The sequence below is a fragment of the Pseudomonas sp. BF-B-15 genome, from assembly GCF_019946675.1.
Lineage (GTDB): Bacteria > Pseudomonadota > Gammaproteobacteria > Pseudomonadales > Pseudomonadaceae > Aquipseudomonas > Aquipseudomonas migulae.
In genome coordinates, this window is sequence record NZ_JAGYFZ010000032.1 from 1 (window position 1) to 24,086 (window position 24,086).

At 60.1% G+C, this 24,086-nt stretch carries 20 protein-coding genes; 6 read left to right on the forward strand and 14 right to left on the reverse strand.

Annotated elements, in window-relative coordinates; all coding sequences use genetic code 11:
• The first annotated feature begins 363 nt into the window (after positions 1–363).
• Genes KGA97_RS12745 through KGA97_RS12770 form a run of 6 tightly spaced genes read left to right on the forward strand, consistent with a single transcriptional unit; the run spans position 364 to position 6,300 of the window.
• Positions 364–1,458: an ABC transporter ATP-binding protein gene (locus KGA97_RS12745; protein WP_008032765.1), complete on the forward strand. Its 1,095-nt coding sequence runs from the start codon at positions 364–366 to the stop codon at positions 1,456–1,458.
• Positions 1,458–2,555: an ABC transporter ATP-binding protein gene (locus tag KGA97_RS12750; protein ID WP_223436248.1), complete on the forward strand. Its 1,098-nt coding sequence runs from the start codon at positions 1,458–1,460 to the stop codon at positions 2,553–2,555. Before KGA97_RS12745 ends, KGA97_RS12750 begins: the two co-directional genes overlap by 1 nt.
• Positions 2,552–3,418: a carbohydrate ABC transporter permease gene (locus tag KGA97_RS12755; RefSeq protein ID WP_008032762.1), complete on the forward strand. Its 867-nt coding sequence runs from the start codon at positions 2,552–2,554 to the stop codon at positions 3,416–3,418. The genes KGA97_RS12750 and KGA97_RS12755 overlap by 4 nt, the downstream gene beginning before the upstream one ends.
• Positions 3,419–3,426: 8 nt before the next feature.
• On the forward strand, positions 3,427–4,227 hold the full coding sequence (locus KGA97_RS12760; RefSeq protein ID WP_008032760.1) for a carbohydrate ABC transporter permease: 801 nt from the start codon (positions 3,427–3,429) through the stop codon (positions 4,225–4,227).
• A 10-nt stretch (positions 4,228–4,237) separates the two neighbouring features.
• Positions 4,238–4,510 carry a DUF2160 domain-containing protein gene (locus tag KGA97_RS12765; RefSeq protein ID WP_032829048.1) on the forward strand — a complete coding sequence of 91 codons (273 nt, stop codon included), beginning with the start codon at positions 4,238–4,240 and terminating at the stop codon, positions 4,508–4,510.
• A 47-nt stretch (positions 4,511–4,557) separates the two neighbouring features.
• Positions 4,558–6,300, forward strand: coding sequence for an extracellular solute-binding protein (locus tag KGA97_RS12770; protein ID WP_192227326.1), 1,743 nt, complete (start codon positions 4,558–4,560; stop codon positions 6,298–6,300).
• A gap of 750 nt (positions 6,301–7,050) precedes the next feature.
• Here KGA97_RS12770 and nuoN read toward each other — a convergent pair.
• From nuoN to aceA, 14 genes are all read right to left on the reverse strand, one after another.
• Positions 7,051–8,514, reverse strand: coding sequence for an NADH-quinone oxidoreductase subunit NuoN (nuoN, locus tag KGA97_RS12775; RefSeq protein ID WP_008032749.1), 1,464 nt, complete (start codon positions 8,512–8,514; stop codon positions 7,051–7,053).
• 7 nt (positions 8,515–8,521) lie between these two features.
• Entirely contained in the window at positions 8,522–10,054 is a 1,533-nt protein-coding gene (gene nuoM / locus KGA97_RS12780) for an NADH-quinone oxidoreductase subunit M (RefSeq protein ID WP_008032746.1), read from the reverse strand.
• 40 nt (positions 10,055–10,094) lie between these two features.
• On the reverse strand, positions 10,095–11,948 hold the full coding sequence (nuoL, locus tag KGA97_RS12785) for an NADH-quinone oxidoreductase subunit L (RefSeq protein WP_008032743.1): 1,854 nt from the start codon (positions 11,946–11,948) through the stop codon (positions 10,095–10,097).
• On the reverse strand, positions 11,945–12,253 hold the full coding sequence (nuoK, locus tag KGA97_RS12790; RefSeq protein ID WP_007940879.1) for an NADH-quinone oxidoreductase subunit NuoK: 309 nt from the start codon (positions 12,251–12,253) through the stop codon (positions 11,945–11,947). Before nuoK ends, nuoL begins: the two co-directional genes overlap by 4 nt.
• 2 nt (positions 12,254–12,255) lie before the next feature.
• Positions 12,256–12,759: an NADH-quinone oxidoreductase subunit J gene (gene nuoJ / locus KGA97_RS12795; RefSeq protein WP_008032738.1), complete on the reverse strand. Its 504-nt coding sequence runs from the start codon at positions 12,757–12,759 to the stop codon at positions 12,256–12,258.
• Between the two features lie 9 nt (positions 12,760–12,768).
• The gene (gene nuoI, locus KGA97_RS12800; RefSeq protein ID WP_008032736.1) at positions 12,769–13,314 is read right to left on the reverse strand and encodes an NADH-quinone oxidoreductase subunit NuoI; all 546 of its coding nucleotides are present in this window, start codon (positions 13,312–13,314) and stop codon (positions 12,769–12,771) included.
• Positions 13,315–13,326: 12 nt separating this feature from the next.
• The gene (gene nuoH / locus KGA97_RS12805) at positions 13,327–14,334 is read right to left on the reverse strand and encodes an NADH-quinone oxidoreductase subunit NuoH (protein WP_008032732.1); all 1,008 of its coding nucleotides are present in this window, start codon (positions 14,332–14,334) and stop codon (positions 13,327–13,329) included.
• Complete coding sequence (gene nuoG, locus KGA97_RS12810) at positions 14,331–17,045, reverse strand: NADH-quinone oxidoreductase subunit NuoG (RefSeq protein ID WP_223415103.1); 2,715 nt, start codon at positions 17,043–17,045, stop codon at positions 14,331–14,333. The genes nuoH and nuoG overlap by 4 nt, the downstream gene beginning before the upstream one ends.
• A 137-nt stretch (positions 17,046–17,182) precedes the next feature.
• Positions 17,183–18,538, reverse strand: a complete 1,356-nt coding sequence (nuoF, locus tag KGA97_RS12815) for an NADH-quinone oxidoreductase subunit NuoF (RefSeq protein ID WP_008032727.1) — start codon at positions 18,536–18,538, stop codon at positions 17,183–17,185.
• Complete coding sequence (gene nuoE / locus KGA97_RS12820; RefSeq protein ID WP_008020715.1) at positions 18,535–19,032, reverse strand: NADH-quinone oxidoreductase subunit NuoE; 498 nt, start codon at positions 19,030–19,032, stop codon at positions 18,535–18,537. Before nuoE ends, nuoF begins: the two co-directional genes overlap by 4 nt.
• 2 nt (positions 19,033–19,034) lie before the next feature.
• Positions 19,035–20,819, reverse strand: coding sequence for an NADH-quinone oxidoreductase subunit C/D (gene nuoC, locus KGA97_RS12825; RefSeq protein ID WP_008032726.1), 1,785 nt, complete (start codon positions 20,817–20,819; stop codon positions 19,035–19,037).
• 72 nt (positions 20,820–20,891) lie between these two features.
• Positions 20,892–21,566, reverse strand: a complete 675-nt coding sequence (locus KGA97_RS12830) for a NuoB/complex I 20 kDa subunit family protein (RefSeq protein ID WP_008032725.1) — start codon at positions 21,564–21,566, stop codon at positions 20,892–20,894.
• 10 nt (positions 21,567–21,576) lie between these two features.
• Positions 21,577–21,990, reverse strand: a complete 414-nt coding sequence (locus KGA97_RS12835) for an NADH-quinone oxidoreductase subunit A (RefSeq protein WP_003223812.1) — start codon at positions 21,988–21,990, stop codon at positions 21,577–21,579.
• 662 nt (positions 21,991–22,652) lie between these two features.
• The gene (gene aceA, locus KGA97_RS12840; protein ID WP_008032724.1) at positions 22,653–23,978 is read right to left on the reverse strand and encodes an isocitrate lyase; all 1,326 of its coding nucleotides are present in this window, start codon (positions 23,976–23,978) and stop codon (positions 22,653–22,655) included.
• Between the last annotated feature and the right edge of the window lie 108 nt (positions 23,979–24,086).

The window sequence follows — 24,086 nt, forward strand, 5'->3', positions numbered from 1 at the left end:
AAATCAAATTGACTGACCCACCGTAATCGCGAGCAGGCTCGCTCCCACAGGTACTGCAATTCTGTGCCTGCGCCCTGTAGGAGCCAGGCTTGCCGGCGAAGGCGTCTTTGAAATCGCCTTCGCCGGCAAGCCTGGCTCCTACAGGGACCGTGAACAGTCCGTAGAGTGTTGTTCACTATTGTTCATTGTCAACGGTTCGATTGTTCAATTGTTCAGCCGTCGTTGTTCATTTCTGTTCAGCAACGAAAGCGGTTTCACCGCTGTTTCAAGGATTTCCAAGCCAGATCAACACGTTGCAATTTCTGGCATGAAACTCGCTCTACTGCTCCGGTCGCTTGACTCCAATAATAAAAAGGCCGAGCCATGTCACTCACTCTGGAGCACGTCAGCCGCACCGTCGAGGGCCAGACCTGGATCGACGATGCGTGCCTGAGTTTCGAACCTGGATCCTTCAACGTTTTGCTTGGCCGCACGCTGTCCGGCAAAACCAGTCTCATGCGCCTGATGGCGGGCCTGGACAAGCCCGACAGCGGCCGCATCCTGATGAACGGCGTCGACGTCACCCAACGCCCGGTGCGCTTGCGCAACGTGTCGATGGTCTATCAGCAGTTCATCAACTACCCGACCATGACGGTGTTCGAGAACATCGCCTCGCCGCTGCGTCAGGCCGGCGTGTCCAACGAGCTGATCCAGAGCAAGGTGCTGGAAACCGCGAAGATGCTGCGCATCGAGAAGTTTCTCCAGCGCTATCCGCTCGAGCTCTCCGGCGGTCAGCAGCAGCGCACCGCGATGGCCCGGGCGCTGGTCAAGGACGCCGAACTGATCCTGTTCGACGAGCCGCTGGTCAACCTCGACTACAAGTTGCGCGAAGAACTGCGCCAGGAAATGCGCGAGCTGTTCAAGGCGCGGCACACCATCGCCATCTACGCCACCACCGAGCCCAACGAAGCGCTGGCGCTCGGTGGCACCACGACCATTCTTCACGAAGGCCGGGTGATTCAGAGCGGCAAGTCCTCCGAGGTCTATCACCAGCCGCAATCGGTGCTGGCCGCCGAGCTGTTCTCCGAACCGCCGATCAACCTGATGCCCGGGCGCATCGCCGGCAACGAAGTCAGCTTCGCCAATTTCGTGCACTTCCCGTTGAACGTCGATTTGCGCCCGGTGGGCGAGGGCGAGTTCCGCTTCGGTGTGCGTCCGAGCCACATCTCGCTGGTGCCGAGCAACGACGATGACCTCGAACTGGCAGTGACCGTCGAGGTCGCCGAGATCAGCGGCTCGGAAACCTTCCTCCACGTGCGCAACGAGCATTTCCTGCTGGTGCTGCATTTGCCCGGTGTTCACGAATACGACGTCGATGCGCCGATCCGCATCTACATCCCGACCCATAAACTGTTTGTGTTCGATGCGCAGGGGCGGCTAGTCCAGGCGCCCGGTCGCCGTATATCGAGGGTTGCCTGATGGCCGAAATCCGTTTGCAGAACCTCGCCCACAGTTACACGCGCACACCGAGCGGCCCCGAGGATTACGCGATCCGCGAGATGGATCACATCTGGGAGCAGGGCGGCGCCTATGCCTTGCTCGGCCCGTCGGGCTGCGGCAAGTCGACCTTGCTCAACATCATTTCCGGGTTGCTCAGCCCGTCCCAGGGCCATGTCCTGTTCGATGGCAAAGCGGTCAACGACCTGACCCCGGAGAAGCGCAACATCGCTCAGGTTTTCCAGTTTCCGGTGGTCTACGACACCATGACGGTGTTCGATAACCTGGCCTTTCCGCTGCGCAATCAGGGCATGGCCGAAGCGAAAATTCACAGCAAGGTGCAGGAAATTGCCGAGGTCCTAGACCTCCAGGCGTTGCTGAGCAAGAAGGCGCGCAACCTCACCGCTGACGAAAAACAGAAAGTCTCGATGGGTCGCGGGCTGGTGCGCGATGACGTCTCCGCCATCCTCTTCGATGAACCGCTGACGGTGATCGACCCGCACTTGAAGTGGAAGCTGCGGCGCAAGCTCAAACAGATCCATGAGCAGTTCAACATCACCATGGTCTACGTCACCCACGATCAACTCGAAGCCTCGACCTTCGCCGACAAGATTGCGGTGATGTACGGCGGGCAGATCGTGCAATTCGGTACGCCACGGGAATTGTTCGAACGGCCGAGCCATACCTTTGTCGGTTATTTCATCGGCAGTCCGGGGATGAACCTGATCGACGTGCAGCCGCAACCCGGCGGTGTCGGTTTTGCCTCGACGCATTTGCCGTTGTCCGAGGCGCAACTGCAACGCATCGCCGGGTCCGAATGGAAAACCCTGAAGGTTGGCATCCGACCTGAGTTCGTACACGTGTGGGAGGAACCGTTTGACGACGCGATGCAGGCAAAGGTCGTACACGTCGAAGACCTCGGCACCTACAAGATCATGACCCTGAACCTCGACGGCGTGACGTTGAAAGTGCGGTTGGCCGAAGACAAACCGGTGCCGGAGGGCACGGCGTACATCAGCTTTCCGGCGCAATGGTTGATGGTCTATGCCGATGATTACCTGCTGGAGGTGCTGCCATGAACAAGGTGCAGAACAACAAGGCCTGGTGGCTGGTGCTGCCGGTGTTTTTGCTGGTGGCGTTCAGTGCGGTGATCCCGATGATGACCGTGGTCAACTATTCGGTGCAGGACATCTTCGACCAGTCCAGCCGCTACTTCGTCGGCGCCGACTGGTACAAACAGGTGCTGCTCGACCCACGGCTGCACGACTCGTTGCTGCGTCAGTTCATCTACTCCGGCTGCGTATTGCTGATCGAAATCCCGCTGGGCATCGCCATCGCCCTGACCATGCCGACCAAGGGCCGCTGGTCTTCCCTGGTGCTGATCATCCTGGCGATTCCGCTGCTGATTCCATGGAACGTGGTCGGCACCATCTGGCAGATCTTCGGCCGGGCCGACATCGGCTTGCTCGGTTCGAGCCTCAATGCGATGGGCATCAACTATAACTATGCGGCCAACACCATGGACGCCTGGGTCACGGTGCTGGTGATGGACGTCTGGCACTGGACGTCGCTGGTGGCGCTGTTGTGTTTCTCCGGGTTGCGGGCGATTCCGGACGTGTACTACCAGGCGGCGCGGATCGATCGGGCATCGGCCTGGGCGGTGTTCCGACACATCCAGTTGCCCAAGCTAAAGAGCGTGCTGTTGATCGCAGTGATGCTGCGGTTCATGGACAGTTTCATGATCTACACCGAGCCGTTCGTGCTCACGGGCGGCGGGCCGGGCAATGCCACGACCTTCCTCAGCCAGACCCTGACGCAAATGGCCATCGGCCAATTCGACCTTGGCCCGGCGGCGGCGTTCTCGCTGGTGTACTTCCTGATCATCCTGTTGGTGTCCTGGCTGTTCTACACCGCCATGACTCACTCTGACGCCAACCGCTGAGGCCCACCATGAGCAAGAGAAAGCTGATTCCACTGCTGATCTACATCCTGTTCCTGCTGGTGCCGATCTACTGGCTGCTGAACATGTCCTTCAAGAGCAACACCGAAATCCTCAGCGGCCTGACGCTGTTTCCGCAGGATTTCACCTTTGCCAACTACAAGGTGATCTTCACCGATCCGGCCTGGTACACCGGTTACCTCAACTCGCTGTATTACGTGAGCCTGAACACGCTGATTTCCCTTAGCGTGGCGTTGCCGGCGGCGTACGCGTTCTCGCGGTATCGCTTCCTCGGCGACAAGCACCTGTTCTTCTGGCTGCTGACCAACCGCATGGCACCACCGGCGGTATTCCTGTTGCCGTTCTTCCAGCTGTATTCGTCGATCGGCCTGTTCGACACCCACATCGCCGTGGCGTTGGCGCATTGCCTGTTCAACGTGCCGTTGGCGGTGTGGATTCTCGAGGGCTTCATGTCCGGCGTTCCGAAGGAAATCGACGAAACCGCCTACATTGATGGCTACAGTTTTCCCAAGTTCTTCGTGAAGATTTTCGTACCGCTGATTGGCTCGGGGATCGGCGTGACGGCGTTCTTCTGCTTCATGTTTTCCTGGGTCGAATTGTTGCTGGCGCGGACGCTGACCTCGGTCAACGCCAAGCCGATCGCGGCGGTGATGACCCGAACCGTTTCGGCGTCCGGCATCGACTGGGGCGTGCTGGCGGCGGCGGGGGTGTTGACCATCCTGCCGGGCATGCTGGTGATCTGGTTTGTCCGTAACCACGTGGCCAAGGGCTTTGCCCTCGGTCGAGTATGAGGAACTGATGATGGAATGGATGAGTTGGACTGTCCCCACAGCGGCGTTCTTCACCGTCATTGGCCTGATTCTGGTGGGCATGACGACGTGGGAACTACGCTCGCCGAGCGTTCTTCGGCGTGGTTTTTTGCCGATTGCCACCACCCGTGGCGATCGGCTGTTTATCGGTCTTCTCGGCAGCGCCTACCTGCATTTGCTGGTAATCGGCGTCACCGACTGGAGCATCTGGGTAGCGTTCGCGTTGTCCCTGGTGTGGCTGTTGGCTGTGATGCGTTGGGGCTAGTCGAATCGCTCGGCAATGTTGCTCCGAAACCCTAAAAGGAGGTCTCTATGTTCGACAAAAACAATAAGCTGCGACATAGCATTTCATTGGCAGCCATGCTGGCACTCAGCGGTTTGAGCGCTTCGGCCTGGGCCGATGCCTACGAAGAAGCTGCGAAAAAATGGGTCGGCAGCGAGTTCAAGCCGTCCACCCTGACGGCGGATCAGCAGCTCGCGGAACTGAAGTGGTTCATCAAGGCCGCCGAGCCGTTTCGCGGGATGGACATCAAGGTCGTCTCGGAAACCCTGACCACTCACGAATATGAGTCCAAGGTGTTGGCCAAGGCTTTTACCGAGATCACCGGGATCAAGGTGACCCACGATTTGCTGCAGGAAGGCGACGTGGTGGAAAAGCTGCAGACCGTGATGCAGTCGGACAAGAGCATCTATGACGGCTGGGTCAACGACTCGGACCTGATCGGTACGCACTTCCGTTACGGCAAGACCGAATCCATTACCGACCTGATGGCCAATGAAGGTAAAAACTTCACTTCGCCGACCCTGGATCTCAAGGATTTCATCGGCCTTTCCTTCACCACCGCGCCCGACGGCAAGCTCTATCAACTGCCCGACCAACAGTTCGCCAACCTTTATTGGTTCCGCGCCGACTGGTTCGAGCGTGCGGACCTAAAAGCCAAGTTCAAGGAAAAGTACGGTTACGAGTTGGGCGTTCCGGTGAACTGGTCGGCCTATGAAGACATCGCCAAATTCTTCAGCGAAGACGTCAAGGAAATCGACGGCAAGCGGGTCTACGGTCACATGGACTACGGCAAGAAAGACCCGTCCCTGGGCTGGCGCTTCACCGATGCCTGGTTCTCCATGGCGGGTGGTGGCGACAAGGGCTTGCCTAACGGTTTGCCGGTGGACGAGTGGGGCATCCGCGTCGAGGACTGCCACCCGGTCGGTTCCAGCGTGACTCGCGGTGGCGACACCAACGGCCCGGCGGCGGTATTCGCCACCACCAAATACGTCGACTGGCTCAAGGCCTACGCACCACCGGAAGCGGCGGGCATGACCTTCTCCGAGTCTGGCCCGGTGCCATCCCAGGGCAACATCGCCCAACAGATCTTCTGGTACACCGCTTTCACCGCCGACATGACCAAACCGGGTCTGCCCGTGGTGAACGCCGATGGCACACCGAAATGGCGCATGGCGCCTTCGCCGCGCGGTCCGTATTGGGAAGAGGGCATGAAGCTGGGTTATCAGGATGTGGGTTCCTGGACGTTCATGAAGTCCACGCCTGAGAAACAGAAACTGGCTGCCTGGCTCTATGCGCAATTCGTGACGTCGAAAACCGTATCGCTGAAGAAAACCATCGTCGGCCTGACACCGATCCGCGAGTCGGACATCAACTCGCAAGCGATGACCGACCTGGCACCGAAACTCGGTGGGCTGGTCGAGTTCTACCGCAGCCCGGCCCGCGTGCAATGGACCCCTACCGGGACCAACGTGCCGGACTATCCGCGTCTGGCGCAACTGTGGTGGAGCCACATCGCCGAAGCCGCCAGCGGCGACAAAACCCCGCAACAGGCGCTCGACGGCCTGGCCAAGGATCAGGACGCGATCATGTCCCGCCTGGAACGCTCAAAGGCCCAAGCCACCTGCGCCCCGAAAATGAACCCCGAGCGCGATGCGCAATACTGGTTCGATCAACCGGGTGCACCAAAACCGAAACTGGCGAACGAAAAGCCTAAGGGTGAAACCGTGAGCTACAACGAACTGCTGAAATCGTGGGCAGATGCGCGTAAGTAAACGGCGGCACTGAGAAAGGCGAACGGCACCGGAAGGTGCCGTTTTTGTTTGTGTCAGATCCAGTATCAGCCAACCTGATTACCCAGTTGCACACGTTCCCCTGTAGGAGCCGGCTTGCTGGCGATAGACGTCAACGATAACGCGTGCTGTCTGAATGAACGCGTCGTCCGGACGCTTTTCGCCGGCAAGCCGGCTCCTACAAGGGATTGGGTTCACACGGTTCGAAATTGTAGGAGCTGGCTTGCCAGCGATGGACGTCAACGATAACGCGTGCTGTCTGAGTGAACGCGTCGCCTAGACGCTTTTCGCCGGCAAGCCGGCTCCTACAGGGGATCGCGTACGCTTTTGCTTTCCACCACTCATCAGGCCGAGCGTTAGCTCGCCTTCAGCTTTTGATCTGAGCGCCCCCTCGAGAGGCCGAGCGCAGGTTCTGCGCAGTGGGCAACCCGGCATGGATGCCGGGTTAGCCGCCCCCGGCCATGGATGGCCGATGGCGGCGGGCCCACGGAGCAGGACCGGAGCGAGGGAATGCCGAGCCATGGCGAGGCACCGAACGAAAGGGGCAAGAGCCCTTGGTTACTTGGGGCTCTTCCAAGTGACTCGCCGTAAGGGCGAAACCCATAGCCGCCGTGACCGCAAAAATGGATATGTACGCCAGAGGAGGGGGAAAACATCAGTACCAAACCCCACAAACGCAAAAACGGCACCCGAAGGTGCCGTTTCTGTTTTCTACGATCTACCGCTAAGCGATCAACCCGCCAGACCAGCCTGCTGAACCAGAGCCAGCAACGGCTGCGGATACAGCCCGAGGAAGAACGCCAGTACGGCGATGGCCAGCAGCATCACGCCGCCTGCACGTTGCTCCCAATGCAGTTGCGCATCGTGGCGACGCAGGTTTGGCTCCATCAGGTACAGAGTGACCATGACGCGCAGGTAGTAGAAGACGCCGATGGCGCTGCCCAGTACCAGGGAACCAACCAGCCACCATTGGTGCGACTCGACACCGGTGGCGATGATGTAGAACTTGCCGATGAAGCCCGCGGTCAGCGGGATACCGGCCAGGGACAGCATCATCACGGTCAGTACGGCGGTCAGGTACGGACGGCGCCAGAACAGGCCGCGGTATTCGTACAGGGCATCCGCGTCACGGCCGTTGTACGGCGAGGACATCAGGGTGATCACGCCGAAGGCGCCGAGGCTCGTGATCACGTAGGTGACCAGGTACACGCCGATGGCTTCCACGGCCAGACCCTTGCTCGCCACCAGGGCGATCAGCAGGTAGCCGAAGTGCGCGATGGACGAGTAACCCAGCAGACGCTTGAGGTTGCTTTGGGTCAGGGCCAGCAGGTTACCGAACAGGATCGAGGCGATGGCGATGATGGTCAGCACGTCGCTGAGTACACCGCTGCTCGCCGCTGGCGAGATCTGGAACAGACGCACCATCACCGCGAACACAGCGACTTTGGAAGCGGTTGCCAGGAACGCCGCCACCGGTGCCGGAGCACCTTCGTAAACGTCCGGGGTCCAGAGGTGGAACGGTACCAGCGACAGTTTGAACGCCAGGCCGATCAGCATCATGCCCAGGCCCATCTGCGCCAGGGAGCTTGGCAGACCGGTGGCCGCGAGGGCCTGGCCGATACCGACAAAGCTCAGGCTGCCGGAATCGGCGTAGAGCAGGGCCATACCGAACAACAGGAACGCGGAACCGGCGGCCGACAGCACCATGTACTTGATACCGGCTTCCAGCGAACGCTTGTTGAAGAAGGCGTAGGCCACCAGACCGTAGACCGGCACCGAGAGCAGTTCCAGACCGATGAACAACCCGGCCAGGTGCTGCGCGCTGACCAGAACCAGGCCACCGGCGGCGGCCATCAGGATCAGCAGGTACAGTTCTTCGCGGTTGCCCGGGTAACCCGAACCGCCATCGCCGAGATAGGCGTGGGCGAGGGTCACACAAGCGAGGGTGGCGACCAGGATCAGCGCCATGTACAAGCAGGCAAAGCTATCGATCTGCAGCAGTGGGGTCACGGCCAATGGCGCGACTTTCAAGGCTGGCAGGATCGACAGCAACGCCAGGTTCAGGCCCGCCACGGAAATCAGGAAGGTCTGCGAGTGGTTGCGGCGCCAGGCAATCGCCAGCATCACCACGATGATCGTGGCGCTGGTGATCAACAACGGCGCTAGCGCGATAAAGTGTTGAGTCGTGAATTCCATAGCGCTCTTACCGGGCCGAAGCGAGTTGAGTGAAGGCGGTGCCGAGCCATTGCTGCACGCCATGCATCGTCGCAGCAGAGGTATCGAGGAACGGTTGCGGGTACACGCCGATGTAGATCAGCAATGCCGCCAGACCGACCACCATGATCAGTTCGCGACCGTCCATGCCATGCAGTACCGCGTCCGATTTGGCCGGACCGAAGTACGCGCGGTGGATCATGATCAGCGAGTAGACCGAACCGAACACCAGGCCAGACGTCGCGATGATGGTAACCAACGGTGCAGCAGGGAAGGTACCGATCAGGATCAGGAACTCACCGACAAAGTTACCGGTGCCCGGCAAGCCCAGCGACGCGGCCGCGAAGAACAGGCTGAGGGCCGGCAGGTAAGCGATCTTCGACCACAGGCCACCCATTTCACGCATGTCGCGGGTGTGGGTGCGCTCGTACAACTGACCACTCAAAATAAAGAGTGCCGCGGCCGACAGACCGTGCGCCAGCATCTGCATCACCGCGCCCTGCAGCGCCAGTTGGCTGCCGGAGTAGATGCCGATCAGTACGAAACCCATGTGGGAAACGGACGAGAAGGCAATCAGACGCTTGATGTCGGTTTGTGCGAAAGCCAGGAACGCGCCGTAGAAAATACCGATCAGACCGAGGGTCATGGCGATCGGCGCAAACTCGGCCGACGCATTCGGGAACAGCGGCAGGGCGAAACGCAGCAGACCGTACGCAGCGGTTTTCAGCAAGATACCGGCCAGGTCGACGGAACCTGCGGTCGGCGCCTGGGCGTGAGCATCAGGCAACCAGGAGTGGAACGGTACGACTGGCAGCTTGACCGCGAAGGCGATGAAGAAGCCGAGCATCAGGATGTACTCGGTGGTCAGCGACATCTTGGTTTTCAACAGATCGGCGTAGTTGAAAGTAATCACGCCGGTGTCGTTGAAGTTGACCAGTACCAGACCCAGGATCGCCACCAACATGATCAGGCCGGAAGCCTGAGTGAAGATGAAGAACTTGGTCGCCGCGTAGATCCGGGTTTTCTTGCCGTCCGAAGAACTGTGACCCCAGAGCGCGATGAGGAAGTACATCGGCACCAGCATCATTTCCCAGAAGAAGAAGAACATGAACAGGTCGAGGGCGAGGAACACGCCGACGACACCGCCCAGGATCCACATCAGGTTCAAGTGGAAGAAGCCAACGTGACGTTGAATCTCTTTCCACGAGCAGAGTACCGAAAGCACACCCAGCAGACCGGTCAGCATGATCATCAGCAGCGACAGGCCGTCGAGGGCCAGGTGCACGCTGATGCCGAAGCGTTCGATCCAGATGTGCTTGAACTCAAGCGCCCAGGTCGGGTCGGCGCCAGGCGCCGGGGCAAAAGAATAGTCACCGGTGGCCCACAGCCAGAGGCCGAGGGAAAGCAACAGGGACATGGTGATCAGCGCAATCCAGCGGGGGAGGGTGGCGCCGAAGCGCTCACCCATCCAGCACAGCAGGCCGCCGATGAAGGGGATCAGGATTAGCCAAGGCAGAATCATGACGGGCTCAATTCCTTTCGCAAGTTCGCAAGGTTCATATTCAGACCGCTACCAGCACGATGGCGCCGATGACCAGCACGGAGCCGGCTGCCATCGATGCCGCGTACCAACGCAGTTGACCGGTTTCGGTACGGCTCAGGGCGGTGTGACCGCCTTTGGCCATACGCGGGATCAGACCGATGGTCTGGTCGAGCGGGTCTTTGCGCAGTACATGGCTGATCGCCAGGTATGGCTTGACGAACAGTTTGTCGTAGATCCAGTCGAAGCCCCAGGCAGCGAACCACCAGGCCGAAAGGAAGCGGCCGATGCCGCTGTTGGCGATTGCAGTAACGAAACGACGCTTGCCGAGGAACAGCAACGCGGCCAGCAGGATACCGGCCAGGGCGATGGCGCCCGAGGCGATTTCCAGACTGTGCTTGGCTTCGCCGCCGGCGTGGCCGACGCTTTCCGGCAGCACACCGTGCAGCGGCGGAACGATCATCGCGCCAATGGCGGTGGACAATACGATCAGCACCGACAGTGGCAGCCAGTGAGCGATGCCGTGACCGGCGTGCGCTTCGGTCTTCACTTCACCGTGGAACGCGATGAAGATCAGGCGGAAGGTGTACAGCGAGGTCATGAATGCGCCGACCAGACCTGCGTACAGCAGACCCTGGTTGCCGCTGGCAAACGCTTCCCACAGGATTTCGTCCTTGGAGTAGAAGCCTGCGGTCACCAGTGGCAGGGCCGCCAGGGCCGCGCCGCCGACGATGAAGCTGGCGTAGGCCAGTGGCAGTTTCTTCCACAGGCCGCCCATTTTGAAGATGTTCTGCTCGTGGTGGCAGGCAACGATCACCGCACCGGACGCAAGGAACAGCAGCGCCTTGAAGAAGGCGTGGGTCATCAGGTGGAAGATCGCGCCATCCCAGGCGCCAACGCCCAGCGCCAGGAACATGTAGCCGATCTGGCTCATGGTCGAATAGGCGAGGATACGTTTGATGTCGGTCTGAACCAGTGCCGCGAAACCGGCGAGTACCAGGGTCACGCCGCCGACGATGCCTACCAGATGCAGAATTTCCGGCGCCAGGGTGAACAGGCCGTGGGTACGGGCGATCAGGTAGACACCGGCGGTCACCATGGTCGCGGCGTGGATCAGTGCCGAAACCGGGGTAGGACCGGCCATCGCATCCGCCAGCCAGGTTTGCAGTGGCAGTTGCGCGGATTTACCGACAGCGCCACCCAGCAGCATCAGGGTGGCCATGACCATCCAGAAGTCGCCGGCCTGGAATTTCTGTGGTGCCAGCACCAGCAGTTCCTGGACGTTCAGCGTGCCCAGTTGGGCGAACAGGATGAACAGGCCGATGGCCATGAACACGTCGCCGATGCGGGTCACGATAAAGGCTTTGAGTGCCGCGTTACCGTTGTTGCGGTTGCTGTAGTAGAAACCGATCAACAGGTACGAGCACAGGCCCACGCCTTCCCAGCCGAAGTACAGGAACAACAGGTTATCGCCCAGGACCAGGAACAGCATGCTGGCGATAAACAGGTTGGTGTAGGCGAAGAAGCGCGAGTAACCGGCTTCACCGCGCATGTACCAGGACGCGAACAGGTGGATCAGGAAGCCGACACCGACCACGACACCGAGCATGGTCAGGGACAGACCATCCAGGTACAGCGCGAAGTTCGGCGTGAAGCCTTCCACCGCCATCCACTGCCACAACACCTGGGTGTAGTGACCGCCTTCAGGTGGCGCGACGTTGAACTGCCAGATCACGTAAGCGGTGACGATGGCAGACAGGCCGATGGAACCGACGCCGATCAGCGCCGACAGGTTTTCCGAGAGGCGTCCACGGGAGAACGACAGCAGCAGGAAACCTATGAGAGGGAACACGAAAGTCAGATAGAGAAGATTCATCCGCGCATCTCACTGGCAGCGTCGATATCGAGCGTGTGGAAGCGGCGATACAGTTGCAGCAGGATCGCCAGGCCAATACTGGCCTCGGCGGCTGCCAGGCTGATCACCAGGATGAACATGATCTGTCCATCCGGCTGCGCCCAGCGGCTACCGGCAACGATGAACGCCAAAGCGGAGGCATTCATCATGACCTCCAGGCTCATCAGCACGAAGAGAATGTTGCGGCGGACCATCAGGCCGACCAGACCGAGGCAGAACAGGATGCCGGCGACCGCCAGACCATGCTCCAAAGGGATAGCAGGCATCGTCATTGCTCCTTGGCTTCGTTACGGCCCAAGTGGAACGCCGTCACGGCTGCGGCGAGCAGCAGCATCGAGGCGAGTTCGACCACCAGCAGGTACGGACCGAAAAGGCTGATGCCCACGGCCTTGGCGTCTACGGTGGTGTGGCCGACGGCCTGGCCGCTCTGGTGGGAGAACAGCACGTACAGCAGTTCAGCCAGCAGCAGGGCGCCGAGAATCACCGGGCCGAGCCAGATGCCGGGCTTGAGCCAGACGCGCTCTTGCTGAACCGAGGCCGGGCCCAGGTTCAGCATCATCACCACGAACACGAACAGCACCATGATGGCGCCAGCGTAGGCGATCACTTCCAGAACACCGGCAAACGGTGCGCCGAGGGCGAAGAACGTCATGGCCACGGCGATCAGCGAAATGATCAGGTAGAGCAGGGCGTGCACAGGGTTGGTGTGGGTGATCACGCGAAGCGTGGACACCACAGCGATACCCGATGCGAAATAGAAAGCGAATTCCATCTTTCTTCCTTAAGGCAGCAAGCTCTTCACGTTGATCGGTTCGGCTTCATTCTGCGCGGAGCCTTTCGGCTTCCCGGCAATCGCCATACCTGCAACACGATAGAAGTTGTAATCAGGGTTTTTGCCGGGGCCGGAGATCAGCAGATCTTCTTTCTCGTAAACCAGGTCCTGACGTTTGAACTCGGCCATCTCGAAATCCGGTGTCAGCTGGATCGCGGTGGTCGGGCAGGCTTCCTCGCAGAGGCCGCAGAAAATGCAGCGCGAGAAGTTTATGCGGAAGAAGTCCGGGTACCAGCGACCGTCTTCGGTTTCAGCTTTCTGCAGCGAGATGCACCCGACCGGGCACGCCACGGCGCACAGGTTGCAGGCTACACAACGCTCTTCGCCATCAGGGTCGCGGGTCAGGACGATACGGCCACGGTAGCGCGGCGGCAGGTAGACCGGTTCTTCCGGGTACTGCAGCGTGTCGCGCTTGCGGAAGGCGTGGCCGAAAATCATCACCAGGCTGCGAAGCTGGGTGAAGAAGCCATGCACGATGTCAAATATGTACTTCATGATTCTCTATCCTCACTGAGCCGCGACGGCGGGCGTGTTGAGCAACACGATCGCAGCGGTCACCAGCATGTTGACGAGGGTCAGCGGCAGGCAGAACTTCCAGCTGAAGTCCATCACTTGGTCATACCGTGGGCGCGGAATCGAGGCGCGCAACAGGATGAAGATCATGATGAAGAACGCGGTTTTCAGCGCAAACCAGATGAACGGGATCTGCGGCAGAATGTTGAACGGACCGTGCCAGCCACCGAAGAACAAGGTCACCAGCAGCGCCGAAATCAACACGATGCCGATGTACTCGCCGACGAAGAACATGCCCCATTTCATGCCGGCGTATTCAATGTGGTAACCGTCAGCCAGTTCCTGCTCCGCTTCCGGCTGGTCGAACGGGTGACGGTGAGTCACGGCGACGCCGGCGATGAAGAAGGTCAGGAAACCGAAGATCTGCGGAATGATGAACCACAGGTTCTGCGCTTGATATTCAACGATGTCGCGCATGTTGAACGAGCCGACCTGGATCACGATGCCCATCAGCGACAGGCCCATGAACACTTCGTACGACACGGTCTGTGCCGAGGCCCGCAAGCTGCCCAGCAGGGCGAACTTGTTGTTACTCGACCAGCCGGCGAACAGCACCGCGTAGACCGACAGACCGGCCATGGCGAAGAAGAACAGGATGCCGATGTTGATGTCCGCCACGCCCCAGGTCGGGGTGATCGGGATGATCGCGAAGGCAATCAGCAGGGCGCTCATGGCCACGACCGGTGCCAGGGTGAAGATCATCTTGTCGGCGAACGGCGGGGTCCAGTCTTCCTTGAAGAACATCTTGATCATGTCGGCCGCGATCTGGAACGCGCCGAACGGGCCGACGCGGTTCGGACCGTAACGGTCCTGCCAGAGGGCGAGCAGACGACGCTCGACCCAGCTCAGCAGCGCGCCGCACACCACCACGGCGAGCAGGATCACGATGGCCTTGAGGACCGCGATGATCACGTCAATCACTTCAGGCGTGAACCAGGTCATTGAGCTGCCTCCTGCAGACCGTCAACGGATTTGCCAAAGATCGCTGGCGGAATGCCCGCGATACCGGCCGGCAATGCGACCAGGCCAGCACCCAGCTCTTCGTTGATGCGCAGCGGCAGACGCAGGGTCTGGCCAGCAACGTTCAAGCTCAGCAGGGCACCGTCATTGACACCCAGACGGTCGGCTTCGGACTTGGCCAAAGCGACGTAGGCGGCCGGGATGCGTTCCTGAACCGGTGCGGCTTTCGAAGAGTTCTCTTCGCTGCCGAGCAGGTGGAAGAACGGCACGACCTGCCAGGTGCCCGGCGCCGGGTTGAAGGCGCGCGGAACAGCCGAGAACCAGTTCAGCGAGTCACCGGTGCTTTCGATCAGGCGGGTGCCCGGGTCGCCAGCGCGGATGTGACCACCGACTTCGTCCTGGAACTTGTTCCAGGCTTGCGGCGAGTTCCAGCCCGGAGACCAGGCGAAAGGCACTTGCTGACGCGGTTCGGCCGAGCCCGAGTAACCTTCCATGGAGAAGGCGAACGCGGTGTCCTTGTCTTGCGGGGTACGCGGTTCGTGCACGTTGATGTCAGCGCGCATGGCGGTACGACCCGAGTAACGCAGCGGTTCGCGGGCAAGCTTCATGCCCTTGATGCGGAACGAGGCGGACGGTGCGGCATCGACGATGCGGTTCAGTTGCGGCGTGCTTGCAGCGACGGCAGCGGTGACGTGGTCCAGTTGGGTCCAGTCGATCGGCTGGTTCAGCAAGGTCGCGCGCAGGGCATGCAGCCAGCGCCAGCCTTCGTGAACCAGGATGCTCGCGTCCATGTACTTCGGATCGAAGACCTGGAAGAAGCGCTGGGCGCGGCCTTCCTGGCTGACCAGCGTACCGTCGCCTTCAGCGAAGCTGGCGGCTGGCAGAACCAGGTGCGCGCGATCGCTGGTGGCGGTTTTCTGGTGGTCGGCAACGATCACCACTTTCGCGGCGGTCAGGGCGGCATCGACACGGGCTTTGTCGGTACGGGTGTACAGATCGTTTTCCAGCACGACGATGGCGTCGGCCTTGCCATCGATCACCGCTTGCAGCGCGGCGTCGACCGATTCACCACCGAGCATGGCCAGGCCGAGGCTGTTGGCCTCTGGCACGATCAGGCTGATGGAACCGTTCTTCTCGCGCAGCTTCAGGGCTTTGGCGATGTTCGCGGCGGCTTCGATCAATGCTTTGGAACCCAGCGAGGTACCGGCAATGATCAACGGACGCTTGGCGGCGAGCAGGGCGTCGGCAATGCGCTTGGCCAGTTCGAGGGCTTCGGCGTCGAGGCCTTCAACCGCTGGGGCGCTGGCGTCGAGGGCGTGAGCCACGGCGAAACCGATGCGGGCCAGATCGTCGGGAGCGGCGTGAACGCACTCTTCGGCGATGTCGTCGAGCTTGGTTTCAGCCAGGCTGGCGATGAACAGCGGGTTCAGTTCGTGCTGACCGATGTTCTTCACCGCAGCGTCGAGCCAAGGCTGAACGCGCATGCCGTCGGCCATGTCTTCGGCCTTGCCCTTGACCGATTGACGCAGGGACAGCGCCATACGGGCAGCGGTCTGGGTCAGGTCTTCGCCGAGGACGAAGATGGCGTCGTGGTCTTCGATGTCGCGCATGTTCGGGATCGGCAGCGGGCTGTCTTTGAGCACCTGCATGACCAGACGAATGCGTTCCAGCTCGGCGGCTTCGATACCGGAGTAGAAGTGCTCGGCGCCGACCAGTTCGCGCAACGCGAAGTTGCTTTCGAGGCTGGCACGCGGCGAACCGATACCGACGATGTTGCGACCGCGCAGCAGGTCAGCCGCTTTATCCAGCGCTTCGTCGAGGCTCAGCTTGGCGCCGTTGGCCAGCAATGGCTGACGCGGGCGGTCTTCGCGGTTGACGTAGCCATAGCCGAAACGGCCACGGTCGCACAGGAAGTACTGGTTGACCGAACCGTTGAAGCGGTTTTCGATCCGACGCAGTTCGCCGTAACGCTCGCCCGGGGAGATGTTGCAACCGCTGGAGCAGCCATGGCAGATGCTCGGCGAGAACTGCATGTCCCACTTGCGGTTGTAGCGCTCGGAGTGAGTCTTGTCGGTGAACACACCGGTCGGGCAGACCTCGGTGAGGTTGCCGGAGAATTCGCTTTCCAGTACGCCGTCTTCAACGCGACCGAAGTACACGTTGTCGTGGGCGCCGAACACACCAAGGTCGGTGCCGCCAGCGTAATCCTTATAGAAGCGCACGCAGCGGTAGCAAGCGATGCAGCGGTTCATTTCGTGGGAAATGAACGGGCCCAGTTGCTGGTTCTGGTGGGTACGCTTGGTGAAGCGATAGCGGCGCTCGTTGTGGCCGGTCATCACGGTCATGTCTTGCAGGTGGCAGTGACCGCCTTCCTCGCAGACCGGGCAGTCGTGCGGGTGGTTGGTCATCAGCCATTCAACAACACTGGCGCGGAAGGCCTTGGACTCTTCATCTTCGATGGAGATCCAGGTGCCGTCGGTGGCAGGGGTCATGCAGGACATGACGATGCGACCGCGGGTGTCGTTCTCGTCGGTGTACTGCTTGACCGCGCACTGGCGGCAAGCGCCAACGCTGCCAAGGGCAGGGTGCCAGCAGAAATAAGGGATATCGAGGCCTAGCGACAGACATGCCTGTAACAGGTTGTCTGCCCCATCGACTTCGAGCTCTTTGCCGTCTACGTGGATAGTGGCCATGGTTCAAAGTTCTTCGTTGGCCCGGTGTCAGCGGGCGTGGCTAATGGAATCTTGTTATTCGCGTGAATCAACACAGCCGTTTAAGGCGTCATCACACGAGAAGGCGAACGGCACGGACCGTTCGCCTTTTTTAAGCGTTAAGCGCCGACTACGATCGGCCTTGCCAGAGGCGGGACGACGGCGCTGACAGGCGCGATGCCGGCTTCGAACTCATGGCGGAAGTATTTGATTGCGCTGCCCAACGGCTCCACGGCACCCGGTGCGTGAGCACAGAAGGTCTTGCCTGGGCCGAGGAAACCGACCAGACCCAGCAGGGTCTCGATGTCGCCTGGCTGGCCTTCGCCATTCTCGATGGCCATCAGCAGCTTGACGCTCCATGGCAAGCCATCGCGGCAAGGGGTGCAGAAACCACAGGATTCGCGGGCGAAGAACTGCTCCATGTTGCGCAGCAGCGAAACCATGTTGACGCTGTCGTCCACCGCCATGGCCAGGCCGGTACCCATACGGGTGCCCACTTTGGCGATGCCGCCGGCGTACATTTGTGCGTCCAGGTGTTCAGGCAACAGGAAACCGGTACCGGCGCCGCCTGGCTGCCAGGCCTTGAGCTTGTAACCGTCGCGCATGCCGCCGGCGTAGTCTTCGAACAACTCGCGACCGGTGACGCCGAATGGCAATTCCCACAGGCCCGGGTTCTTGACCTTGCCGGAGAAGCCCATGAGCTTGGTGCCCATGTCTTCACTGCCTTCGCGCGCCAACGATTTGTACCAGTCCACGCCATCGGCAATGATCGCCGGGACGTTGCACAGGGTTTCAACGTTGTTCACGCAAGTCGGCTTGCCCCACACGCCAACGGCGGCAGGGAAGGGCGGCTTGGAGCGTGGGTTGGCGCGGCGGCCTTCGAGGGAGTTGATCAGTGCGGTTTCTTCACCGCAGATGTAACGCCCGGCGCCGGTGTGGACGAACAGCTCGAAATCGAAGCCGCTGCCCAGGATGTTCTTGCCCAAAAGGCCAGCTGCCTTGGCTTCTTCCACGGCACGGTTGAGGTGCTTGGCGGCGGTGGTGTATTCGCCACGCAGGAAGATGTAGCCACGGTAGGTTTTCAGCGCGCGGGCACTGATCAGCATGCCTTCGATCAGCAGATGGGGCAGTTGCTCCATCAGCATGCGGTCTTTCCAGGTGTTCGGCTCCATTTCATCCGCGTTGCACAGCAGGTAGCGGATGTTGATGGATTCGTCTTTCGGCATCAGGCCCCACTTCACGCCCGTGGGGAAGCCTGCACCGCCGCGACCTTTCAGGCCGGCGTCTTTCACGGTCTGGACGATGTCGTCCTGAGCCATGTCGGCGAAGGCTTTGCGCGCAGCCGCGTAACCGTTCTTGGCCTGGTACTCGTCGAGCCAGACAGCTTCGCCGTCGTCACGCAGACGCCAGGTCAGCGGGTGAGTCTCGGCCGAACGCTTGATGCGGTTGGCAGGACCGAAGGAAGTCAGGGTCATACGTAGCCCTCGAGCAATTTGGCAACGCCGGCAGGCTGCACATCACCGAAAGTGTCGTCGTCGATCATCAACGCCGGCGCCTTGTCGCAGTTGCCGAGGCAGCAGACCGGCAGCAGGGTGAAACGACCGTCGGCGGTGGTCTGGCCCAGGCCGATGCCGAGTTTGCTCTGGATCTCGCTGACTACCGATTCATGGCCGCCGATGTAGCAGACCATGCTGTCGCAGACGCGAATGATGTGGCGACCGACTGGTTGACGGAAGATCTGGCTATAGAAAGTCGCCACGCCTTCAACGTCGCTCGCCGGGATGCCGAGGATCTCGCCGATCGCGTACAGGGCGCCGTCAGGCACCCAGCCACGTTCCTTCTGGACGATCTTCAGGGCTTCGATCGACGCCGCGCGCGGGTCTTCGTAGTGATGCAGCTCGTGCTCGATGGCCGAGCGCTCGGTTTCACTCAAGGTGAAACGGTCTGTCTGGATAAGCGTGCTGTTCATGCTTAGCGGTCCACGTCGGCCATAACGAAATCGATACTACCCAGGTACGCAATCAAGTCCGCGACCATGCTGCCTTTGATCACCGAAGGGATCTGCTGCAGGTGCGGGAAGCTTGGGGTGCGAATCCGGGTGCGGTAGCTCATGGTGCCGCCATCGCTCGTCAGGTAATAACTGTTGATGCCCTTGGTCGCTTCGATCATCTGGAAGGATTCGTTGGCCGGCATGACCGGGCCCCACGAAACTTGCAGGAAGTGCGTGATCAGGGTCTCGATGTGCTGCAGCGTGCGCTCTTTCGGCGGCGGCGTGGTCAGCGGGTGATCCGCCTTGTACGGGCCTTCCGGCATGTTGCGCATGCACTGGTCGATGATCTTGATGCTCTGGCGCATTTCTTCGACGCGCACGATGCAACGGTCGTAGGCATCGCCATTGGCGGCCAGCGGCACTTCGAATTCGAAGTTCTCGTAGCCCGAGTATGGACGCGCTTTACGCAGGTCGAAGTCGCAACCGGTCGAACGCAGGCCTGCACCGGTGACGCCCCATTCGAGGGCCTCTTTGGTGTTGTAGGCAGCGACGCCGATGGTCCGGCCACGCAGGATGCTGTTGTCCAGGGCGGCTTTCTGGTATTCGTCCAGACGCTTTGGCATCCACTCGACGAAGTCTTTCACCAGCTTTTCCCAGCCGCGCGGCAGGTCGTGGGCGACGCCACCGATGCGGTACCAGGCCGGGTGCAGACGGAAACCGGTAATGGCTTCGATCACCGTGTACGCCTTCTGGCGGTCGGTGAAGGTGAAGAACACCGGGGTCATGGCGCCGACGTCCTGGATGTAGGTACCCAGGAACAGCAGGTGGCTGGTGATCCGGAAGAACTCGGCCATCATGATGCGGATGACGTCGACCTTCTCGGGCACCTTGATGCCGGCCAGCTTCTCGACCGAGAGCACGTACGGCAGGTTGTTCATCACGCCGCCGAGGTAGTCGATACGGTCGGTGTACGGGATGAAGCTGTGCCAGGACTGACGCTCGGCCATCTTCTCGGCACCACGGTGGTGGTAGCCGACGTCAGGCACGCAGTCGACGATCTCTTCACCGTCCAGCTGCAGGATGATGCGGAACGCACCGTGCGCGGAAGGGTGGTTGGGACCGAGGTTGAGGAACATGTAGTCCTCGTTCGCACCGGAACGCTTCATGCCCCAGTCTTCAGGCTTGAAGCGCGCGGCTTCTTCCTCAAGCTGTTGCTTGGCCAGGTTCAGGGTGAACGGGTCGAACTCGGTGGCACGGGCCGGGAAGTCCTTGCGCAGCGGGTGACCTTCCCAGGTCGGCGGCATCATGATGCGGGTCAGGTGTGGGTGGCCGGCAAAGTCGATGCCGTACATGTCCCACACTTCACGCTCGTACCAGTTGGCGTTCGGCCAGATCCCGGTGACGGTCGGCACGCTGAGGTCGCTCTCGGACAAGGCGACCTTGATCATCACGTCACTATTACGTTCGATCGACATCAGGTGATAGAACACGGTGAAGTCGGCGCCGCTTGGCAGCCCTTGACGCTTGGTGCGCAGACGCTCGTCCACGCCGTGCAGGTCATAGAGCATGACGTACGGCTTGGGCAGGTTGCGCAGGAAGGTCATCACTTCGACGAGTTTGGCGCGGGCAACCCAAAGCACCGGCATGCCGGTGCGGGTAGGCTGGGCGGTGAACGCCTCGGGGCCAAAACGGTTATTCAGTTCGACGACCACATCCTGGTCGTCTGCCTTGTAAGGCGGGATGTACAGAGCACTGCCTGTAGTCATGGTTATTTATCGCTTTCGGTCAACGTAAAGAATGAAGCCAGTGTCTCGTTCTATATAAGAAGCAGATCTGGATCAGACTTCGTCGGGGCTGCGCAGGTTGGTGACTGCGATTCGCTGTTCGCGGCGCTTGTCCTTCTCGGAAGGCATCTCGGCGCGATACACGCCTTGATCGCCAACGACCCAGGAAAGCGGACGACGCTCCTGTCCAATCGACTCCTGCAAGAGCATCAAGCCTTGCAGAAAAGCTTCAGGACGAGGCGGGCAGCCAGGCACGTAGACGTCCACGGGCAGGAACTTGTCCACCCCTTGAACGACTGAGTAGATGTCGTACATGCCACCGGAGTTGGCGCACGAACCCATGGAGATGACCCATTTAGGTTCGAGCATTTGCTCGTAGAGACGCTGAATGATCGGCGCCATCTTGATGAAGCAGGTACCGGCGATAACCATGAAATCCGCCTGACGCGGCGATGCCCGGATAACCTCGGCGCCAAAGCGCGCGATGTCGTGGGGCGCCGTGAAGGCGGTGGTCATTTCCACGTAGCAGCACGAAAGGCCGAAGTTATACGGCCACAGGGAGTTCTTGCGCCCCCAGTTGATCGTGCCGTTAAGCACGTCTTCGAGCTTGCCCATGAAGATGTTTTTGTGGACTTGATCTTCTAACGGATCGGAAACGGTTTCCCGTTCGCCAATCGGATACTGCTCGTTAGGAGCATCGGGGTCGATCCTGGTGAGATTGTATTGCATTGCCAAAGCCTCATTGTTTCAGCTTCGCTTGCCGCTTACGACGAGCTTCCGGAGCCCAGTCAAGGGCGCCCACTCGGAATAGGTAGACAAGGCCTGCCAACAGAATTGCTATGAAAACGAGAGCTTCGACGAATCCGGTCCAGCCGCTTTCGCGGACGGACACAGACCAGGCAAAGAGAAAAAGGGCTTCGATATCGAAGATCACGAAGAGCATCGCGACCAGATAGAATTTGGCTGAGAGCCGCAAGCGGGCGCCACCTGTAGGTAGCATGCCGGACTCGAACGGTTCGTTTTTGCTGCGGCCCCAGGCTTTTGACCCGAGGAGGCTGGAGACGCCGAGCATGAAGGCGCAAAGGCCGACGACGCCCAGAAGGAAAATGGCAAAGCCCCAGTTGTGGGCCATGAGTCCTGTCGCTTCGGGCATGCTGGTAATCCTTAACAGAGAGCAAAGGTCTCTGAGCTTGAAAAAGAAACAAAGCAGTGACGATATGTCGCAGCAATCAATCCCGCTGATTTTATGGCACAACACCGTGCAAGTAAAATTCCTATAGCGAAATTATTTATAGGAATAAGGACATAGCGCACCTCCAAAGTCCCGCAGCCCATGCGTTGCGGGCATTAGCAGGCTTTTCATCAATTATGTTTTGTAGGGAATGTAACGAACATAGTTTTAGCTAAATGATAATCAATATTGTTTGAAGCGGTTTTCAAACTGTTTAACGGGTAGGTGGGTGGAAAGTTGTCTTATATGCGCGTTACTGCAAGTAGCGGGCGGCACCGTTTTACCCTGTTTTTCTGATCGTGAAACTGCGCTGGATCAAGGATTTTTCCTGAATCACCCCCCGTCCCCACCCTCTGTAGGAGCGAGGCTTGCCCGCGAAGAACGATGACGCGGTATGCCAGAAGCACGGCGGCGCATTCTTCGCGGGCAAGTCGGATCGCCGCACCGCTCGCTCCTACAGGGGCCGTATCGTGTAAAAAATGAACGCAAAAAAAACGCCCCGAACCAGTCGGGGCGTCAGATGTGCGGCATTGCGGTTAGCTTTTTATTCGGTCCGCAACGGCCGTTCGTTCAGGCGAAGCAGATCAGTGGAACTGTTCTTCTTCAGTCGAACCGGTCAGTGCGGTAACCGACGACGAACCGCCCTGGATCACGGTGGTCATGTCGTCGAAGTAGCCGGTGCCCACTTCCTGCTGGTGAGCCACGAAGGTGTAACCCTTGGCGGCGTCGGCGAATTCCTGCTCTTGCAGCTTCACGTAGGCAGTCATGTCGTTGCGGGCGTAGTCGTGCGCCAGGTTGAACATGCTGTGCCACATGTTGTGAATGCCGGCCAGGGTGATGAACTGGTGCTTGTAACCCATGGCGGACAGTTCGCGCTGGAACTTGGCGATGGTCGCGTCGTCCAGGTTTTTCTTCCAGTTGAAGGAAGGCGAGCAGTTGTACGACAGCAGTTGGTCCGGGTATTCCTTCTTGATCGCTTCAGCGAAGCGACGGGCTTCGTCCAGGTCCGGCTTGGCGGTTTCGCACCAGATCAGGTCGGCGTACGGAGCGTAAGCCAGGCCGCGAGCGATTGCCTGGTCCAGGCCGGCGCGCACTTTGTAGAAGCCTTCCTGGGTACGTTCGCCAGTCACGAATGGCTGGTCGTACGGGTCGCAGTCGGAAGTCAGCAGGTCGGCCGCGTTAGCGTCGGTACGTGCCAGGATGATGGTCGGAGTACCGGCAACGTCAGCCGCCAGACGGGCAGCGGTCAGCTTCTGTACGGCTTCCTGGGTAGGAACCAGTACCTTGCCGCCCATGTGGCCGCATTTTTTCACGGAAGCCAGTTGGTCTTCGAAGTGAACGCCGGCGGCGCCTGCTTCGATCATGCTCTTCATCAGCTCGTAAGCGTTCAGTACGCCGCCGAAACCGGCTTCGGCGTCAGCCACGATTGGTGCGAAGTAGTCGATGTAACCTTCGTCGCCCGGGCCCTTGCCGGCTTTCCATTGGATCTGGTCAGCACGACGGAACGAGTTGTTGATGCGCTTGACCACGGTTGGAACCGAGTCCACCGGGTACAGCGACTGGTCCGGGTACATCGATTCGGCGGAGTTGTTGTCCGCAGCAACCTGCCAGCCCGACAGGTAGATCGCCTGGATGCCGGCTTTGACTTGTTGTACAGCCTGGCCGCCGGTCAGGGCGCCCATGCAGTTGACGAAATCTTTCTCAGGACGGAAGGACGGCTTGGCGCCCTGGGTGACCAGGTTCCAGAGCTTCTCGGCGCCGAGTTTTGCAAAGGTGTGCTCAGGTTGAACCGAGCCACGCAGGCGGACGACGTCAGCAGCGGAGTAAGCGCGTGTCACGCCTTTCCAGCGTGGGTTTTCAGCCCAGTCTTTTTCGAGGGCTGCAATTTGCTGTTCGCGTGTCAGTGCCATGGAGATAAACCTCGTCGCGTCTTTTACGGAAAGTTGTTCTGCGGTGGAAAATTCATGCGCTCGCAGACCAGAAGCTTAGGCGGTCAAGTCGAATTCGGCGGGGTTGGC

Coding starts and splice junctions, on each gene's coding strand:
- KGA97_RS12745 (WP_008032765.1), top strand. CDS start 364: ATGTCACTCACTCTGGAGCACGTCAGCCGCACCGTCGAGGGCCAGACC.
- KGA97_RS12750 (WP_223436248.1), top strand. CDS start 1,458: ATGGCCGAAATCCGTTTGCAGAACCTCGCCCACAGTTACACGCGCACA.
- KGA97_RS12755 (WP_008032762.1), top strand. CDS start 2,552: ATGAACAAGGTGCAGAACAACAAGGCCTGGTGGCTGGTGCTGCCGGTG.
- KGA97_RS12760 (WP_008032760.1), top strand. CDS start 3,427: ATGAGCAAGAGAAAGCTGATTCCACTGCTGATCTACATCCTGTTCCTG.
- KGA97_RS12765 (WP_032829048.1), top strand. CDS start 4,238: ATGGAATGGATGAGTTGGACTGTCCCCACAGCGGCGTTCTTCACCGTC.
- KGA97_RS12770 (WP_192227326.1), top strand. CDS start 4,558: ATGTTCGACAAAAACAATAAGCTGCGACATAGCATTTCATTGGCAGCC.
- nuoN (WP_008032749.1), bottom strand. CDS start 8,514: ATGGAATTCACGACTCAACACTTTATCGCGCTAGCGCCGTTGTTGATC.
- nuoM (WP_008032746.1), bottom strand. CDS start 10,054: ATGATTCTGCCTTGGCTAATCCTGATCCCCTTCATCGGCGGCCTGCTG.
- nuoL (WP_008032743.1), bottom strand. CDS start 11,948: ATGAATCTTCTCTATCTGACTTTCGTGTTCCCTCTCATAGGTTTCCTG.
- nuoK (WP_007940879.1), bottom strand. CDS start 12,253: ATGCCTGCTATCCCTTTGGAGCATGGTCTGGCGGTCGCCGGCATCCTG.
- nuoJ (WP_008032738.1), bottom strand. CDS start 12,759: ATGGAATTCGCTTTCTATTTCGCATCGGGTATCGCTGTGGTGTCCACG.
- nuoI (WP_008032736.1), bottom strand. CDS start 13,314: ATGAAGTACATATTTGACATCGTGCATGGCTTCTTCACCCAGCTTCGC.
- nuoH (WP_008032732.1), bottom strand. CDS start 14,334: ATGACCTGGTTCACGCCTGAAGTGATTGACGTGATCATCGCGGTCCTC.
- nuoG (WP_223415103.1), bottom strand. CDS start 17,045: ATGGCCACTATCCACGTAGACGGCAAAGAGCTCGAAGTCGATGGGGCA.
- nuoF (WP_008032727.1), bottom strand. CDS start 18,538: ATGACCCTGACTTCCTTCGGTCCTGCCAACCGCATCAAGCGTTCGGCC.
- nuoE (WP_008020715.1), bottom strand. CDS start 19,032: ATGAACAGCACGCTTATCCAGACAGACCGTTTCACCTTGAGTGAAACC.
- nuoC (WP_008032726.1), bottom strand. CDS start 20,819: ATGACTACAGGCAGTGCTCTGTACATCCCGCCTTACAAGGCAGACGAC.
- KGA97_RS12830 (WP_008032725.1), bottom strand. CDS start 21,566: ATGCAATACAATCTCACCAGGATCGACCCCGATGCTCCTAACGAGCAG.
- KGA97_RS12835 (WP_003223812.1), bottom strand. CDS start 21,990: ATGCCCGAAGCGACAGGACTCATGGCCCACAACTGGGGCTTTGCCATT.
- aceA (WP_008032724.1), bottom strand. CDS start 23,978: ATGGCACTGACACGCGAACAGCAAATTGCAGCCCTCGAAAAAGACTGG.